Genomic DNA, 5187 nt, shown 5'->3' on the forward strand with positions numbered 1-5187 from the left:
GCAACAAAAAGCCCGCTAAAGTTATTTAGCGGGTTTTTTTTATATACCGTAGTCACTGGCAATTATAGAAATTGAATGAACCTTTAGCTGCTTATCTGAAAACTTACTTTTAAGCATGTCGATGGTTTTTTCTTGTTGCCTACAAGGCGGGCAGGGGCCTATACCTTCATCTATTGAGGTGTAAAACAACGTATACTTTTGCTGGGTAAAATCGGGCAATGTTGTTAATAGCTGCTCTAAATTACTTTTAATTAAATCAGAATCAGGATGGCTTTGTTTATTTTTAAAAATGGATAAAATATTGGGTAAATATTTATCAGAGTAATGCATCAGCTCGCCTTTGCTGTTAAATAAAAACATTTGTGGTGCGGTATTATTAATGGGCGATTTAACCATTTGGTAATGAGAGAAACTGTACTGCTCAGCGTATGTATTTCCGCCGTATATAAGTAGTGTAGCTAGTAGTAATTTATACATGCTTATCCTTAAGTTAAGTTATTCCACGAATTGTTAAGTGTTTTTTTAATCTCTATAGCAATAATACATATAACCGCTAACAAAATGACTAAATGCACTGTAAGTATCGTGTTTAGGTCAAAAACGGATTGTTGAAATAAAAAAGTTTGTAGTTTTTCATGTTGGGTGAAAAATAGCGCAATAATAACTATGTGGGTTATCACAAATGCAGTGAAAAAGAGCTTTAAAAATAAATAGCATATTTGGTAGTTGCGAGCGCCCATAGCACGTCTTAATGCAAGCTCTGTGGATGATTTAGCCGTAAGCTGTTTAATACTGCTGTAGTTGTATAAAAACGCAGAGAGTAGAAGAATTGAGGAACACACAACGGTAATTATAAGTAATGCATTTCTAGGGGCTTGCTCATTTTTTACTAAAGACGAAAGGGGGGTAAGTGATAAATCGTTAAAGTTAACACTTAATGCTCTTACTGCCGTTTGGAGTTCACTTTCAACTTGTGTGATGGGCGCATAAGTTTTAATTATAATTGTTTCAAAACCTGTTAGGGCACTTATTACATTATATACAGTTGGCTGAACCGGTGTGTCGACTCCTTCGTTATAAATATCATTAACAACGCCAACTACTTTATGTTTTACTTTTCCAGTATCAAATTGGGCTAATAAATAAGCTTGGCTTAGTTCTGTGCCTGCAAAGTATTGATCCCATAACGCGCTGTTAACGACAATGTTTTGGTACTGTTGCCATTGCACGCTTTGCCCAGAGATAAGCTTAGCGCCAATAGTTTTAAAGTAATGTGGGCTCACTCTATGGCTTGCGGTACTGGCGCTTTTACCCGAACTGATAGCTTGTCCGGTAACGGTGTACCATGCACTAAATCCACTGCGATCTGATAGTGGTGGGGAAGAGCTAAGTGATACTTCTTCAATAATAGGCAGTGAATTTAATTGCTGAATTAATTGTTGAGCAGAGTTATTTGCATTAAAGGCCTCGCTAGGTGATTGTGGAAAACTAAAGCTGGCAATTAGAATATTATCTGCATTAAAACCCATACTTTTATTATTTAAATTAATCTGGCTGTAAATAACCAAACTACTAATGTAAACACTTGTAATAGCAAGGCTAGTAAGTAACGAAAGCAATGAGAACACTTGTACTTTTTCGCTTGTTGTTGCACTTTGGCCGCGTCCAATACTGCTGTGTATCCACCTTCGTTGAAAATAACTAAGCGTCGATAAAAAAGTAATAATAACAATGTAAAATACCGCCAGCGTAAATAATGAAAAAGAGCTGTTTAGCTGGTTCAGGCTTGGTAATAAAATTGCGCTGATGCGGTCGCTCAGTGGATACAAAACGCACATTACAATAACAAGTAGTAGGCTTGTGAGTACGATATCAGTAATTTGCTGCACAAAAATGTGTGTGTTATTGGCTCCGCATAATTTGCGTATAGTTTCTTCTTGTTGCTTTTTAATTGACTCTGCACAGTAAAATGCACAAAAGGCAATAAAGCTAAATAAGAGCAAAATATAATAAAGTAACTGCAATAAATTTAGGCGCTTTATTATTTTATTAAAGTGAGTTGGGTTAACGCCAATACCATCACTAAACTTAAGTTCGGTATTATCAAATATAAACATTTCGTTTTGTAAGTGCTTATTTAGCAAGCTTAAAAAGAGTGTTTTATTTTTAACGTGCCCTAAAATATACGTAAATGTATCTGGGGTCAGGCTACTTTCTTGAGGCAAAATACGTTTAAGTTGCGAGTAAGGAATAACAAGTTTAGGTTCATAGGCACGTTTAAAGCTTTTAAACTCTTTTGGCATTACTGCGACAATGTTTATGCTTTTATTATTAACAACAAGCTGTTTGCCAATAATATCAGTGACACCTTTAAAATGAGTATGCCAAAACGAATAGCTAATGGCGGCACTTAGTGCGCTGCCTTGTTTTGGGTAATCTAATTTCTCAAAGCTGCCTAAGGCAGGAATGATACCTAATTGTTTATACCCCCCCGATATAAAGCTTACCTTAACAGGCTCACTATCATGATTAACCGAAAGCTTTAATGATAAATCAATAGAACGCTCAAAAACGCCAACTAAATCTTGGTGCAATAAGGTTATTTCATCAAAAATGTACTCATCAACGGGTAAGTCATTTTGAGTGTCACTTAAGTAAACTTGTTTAATGTTGTGGATGTTATTTATTGCCGTGTAATCGGCTGATAAAAACTGACTATGAATATTACTTATATTTAAAATTAAACATAAAGGAATACTCAGCAACAAACAGCTAAGCCATAATTTAGTATTTTGCTTAGCATATTTTAGCCAGTTTAAGGTCAGATCAGTAATTAAGTTCAGCATCAAAAACCTTGTGTACTAAGCTGTCCGTCTTGAATATACAAACGCGTTTTTGCTGTTTTAGCATGGTTTTCATCATGTGTTATTAAGCAAATTGTTTTGCCTTCGTCGTTTAGCTTATTGAGTAACTGATATATTTGTTCGCTATTACTCGAATCTAAATTACCAGTAGGCTCGTCGGCTAAAATAATAGAGGGCTCATTTATTAATGCTCTAGCAATAGCAACTCTTTGTTGTTGCCCGCCTGACAATTGGCTTGGCTTTCTATCAATAAATTCAAGCATATTTACTTTATTAAGCGCAGCTTCTACTTTTTTTTGGTAATCCTTTCTAGGCACCGATTTGTTGTAACTGAGTGGCAAAGCCACGTTATCAAATACGCTTAAATGATTTAACAAATTAAAGTTTTGAAATATAAAACCAAGTTCTCTGTTTTTAATGGCTGCAATCGCATCGGGTGTTAAGTTTGCTGTGTTAGTGCCTAAAATAGTGTATTGCCCTTGGCTAGGTATATTTAGTAAGCCTAAAATAGAAAGTAGGGTACTTTTACCGCTGCCTGAGGTGCCCGTAATTGCAATATAATCACCACTGTTTATTTTAAAGTTTATAGCTTTAAGTGTATTAATTTTGGTATTAGGGTATTGATAAAAAACATTATTAAACTCTATCAGCGAATAACTCATTTAAAAGCGCCTATTAAATCAAAGTTATTTTTAGTGGCATAATCAGCAGGCAGTAATAATACATAATTACTTTTTAGCGTTTCATTAAAGCTCAAGGTGTCTTGCTCAGTCGTTTTATAATTTATATTGGTAAGAATAGCTTTACTCGATGGTGTTATTTCGTAGACCTTCCATTTGCTGTAGTTATCAAAATCATTCGGTTTTTTAATATTTTGAACTACTAAAGATTGCTCCAAATAAATATGGGCTTCTATTGCTTGGCTGCTTCTAAGCCATGATGGTGGGGGAGTGTCTAATACTAAAAATACATTAATAGCGCCATTTCTTATTACTGTATCAATGTAATCAACCTTAGCTGCAATTGTGCCACTGGGTGTAACTATGTCTGCTTTTTGGCCTATTCGTAACTGATTAGATGAATACTGAGGGACTTGTATTTTAGCCAGTAAGTTGTCGGTCTCTATTAACTCAAACAGTGATTGCCCTTGCGTGACCGCTTGGCCTAATTTAGCTAAATTTTGACTTACGGTGCCGTCAAAGTTTGCTGTGAGTGTTAGTTGCTCTTGACGCCTTTTTAAATAGCTAAGCTTATTTTTTGCTATGTTTACCTTGTTATTAAGCGCAATTAATTGCTGATCGAATGCCTCTGTAAATAGACTAAGTTCATCATGTTTGGCATTAGCTTCAAGTTCACTTTGCTTGTAAAGCATTTCGCTTTGTTTAAAGCGAATTGCAGAAATAATACCTTGTTCCATTAAAACTTTATTAGCATTTAATTCAAGCGCTTGCTGTTGCAATGCCATTTTAGCTTTTGATAAGTCGACTTTAATTTGCGAGAGCTTGATTGCTAAATTGCTTTTATCAATAGCCACTTGAGATTCTAAATTAAGCTGCTCGTAACTCGCATTATGTATATCTTGTTCCAATTCGTAGTTAGTCAGCTTTGCCAATACTTGGCCTTTTTTTATAGCTTGCCCTTCACGAATTGTAAGTGTGTTGATATTGCCTTTTAGCGGCGCAGACAAAAGCTCTCTTTGTGTAGGCTCTATTGTACCAATTCCTTTTAATACATTGGGTAATGATACTTGAGAGACTAGTATTGGCTTTAAATAACGTTCAGGAATATCACTTGAGAAAAGTAGTATCTTAATTAAATAGCCCAAAACCAATAACAGCAATAAAGCCGCAACAGCGATAGGGTATCTACTTTTTTGTTTAACGATTAAATACTCTTCCATTAGTACAACCTACTTGTGCTTTTTGTTATTTTAAAATGTGGTAAACGCTGTTTTAGTTAGGGTTTTTACTTTCCTTAAGTAAAAGGTGTGAGGGTAAGCTAGTTGAGTAATATTTTTTAGCGGGCAGCTAACGGTTTGATTTATCACCAACTCCGTTCCTAAAACACATTCAGTTATATCACCACTAAGTTAACTATGTAAATTTTATTTTAATGGGGTTTAGTGAGAGAAAGGTTTAATTATCTTGTTTGTTGATGAGGTAGGACAAGGTAATTACTACGTTGCTACACAAAAGCACTATTTTTATAAGGGCTTTTTTTGGTTTTTGGGAGGCCATTGCTAACAATGAGCAGCAGCTCGGTAATAATATTATCGGCGTAGATACCATCTCTTCTAACCAGCCTCAAGCTTTCTTTAAATAGC

Annotated in this window: 4 protein-coding genes; all 4 read right to left on the reverse strand. The window is 35.2% G+C overall.

Translation table 11 applies throughout. From position 1 onward, the window contains the following. Window positions 1-39 precede the first annotated feature (39 nt). From GQR46_RS15680 to GQR46_RS15695, 4 genes are read right to left on the reverse strand one after another with little or no spacing between them, the layout of a single operon-like run. Window positions 40-477, reverse strand: a complete 438-nt coding sequence (locus tag GQR46_RS15680; RefSeq protein ID WP_165728523.1) for a hypothetical protein — start codon at window positions 475-477, stop codon at window positions 40-42. An 8-nt stretch (window positions 478-485) separates the two neighbouring features. Then, window positions 486-2846, reverse strand: coding sequence for an ABC transporter permease (locus GQR46_RS15685; protein WP_165741421.1), 2361 nt, complete (start codon window positions 2844-2846; stop codon window positions 486-488). Further along, on the reverse strand, window positions 2846-3526 hold the full coding sequence (locus GQR46_RS15690) for an ABC transporter ATP-binding protein (protein WP_165741422.1): 681 nt from the start codon (window positions 3524-3526) through the stop codon (window positions 2846-2848). Before GQR46_RS15690 ends, GQR46_RS15685 begins: the two co-directional genes overlap by 1 nt. Beyond that, on the reverse strand, window positions 3523-4764 hold the full coding sequence (locus tag GQR46_RS15695; RefSeq protein ID WP_165741423.1) for an HlyD family efflux transporter periplasmic adaptor subunit: 1242 nt from the start codon (window positions 4762-4764) through the stop codon (window positions 3523-3525). The genes GQR46_RS15690 and GQR46_RS15695 overlap by 4 nt, the downstream gene beginning before the upstream one ends. Window positions 4765-5187 lie beyond the last annotated feature (423 nt).

It is taken from the genome of Pseudoalteromonas sp. Z1A6, assembly GCF_011378745.1.
Lineage (GTDB): Bacteria > Pseudomonadota > Gammaproteobacteria > Enterobacterales > Alteromonadaceae > Pseudoalteromonas > Pseudoalteromonas arctica.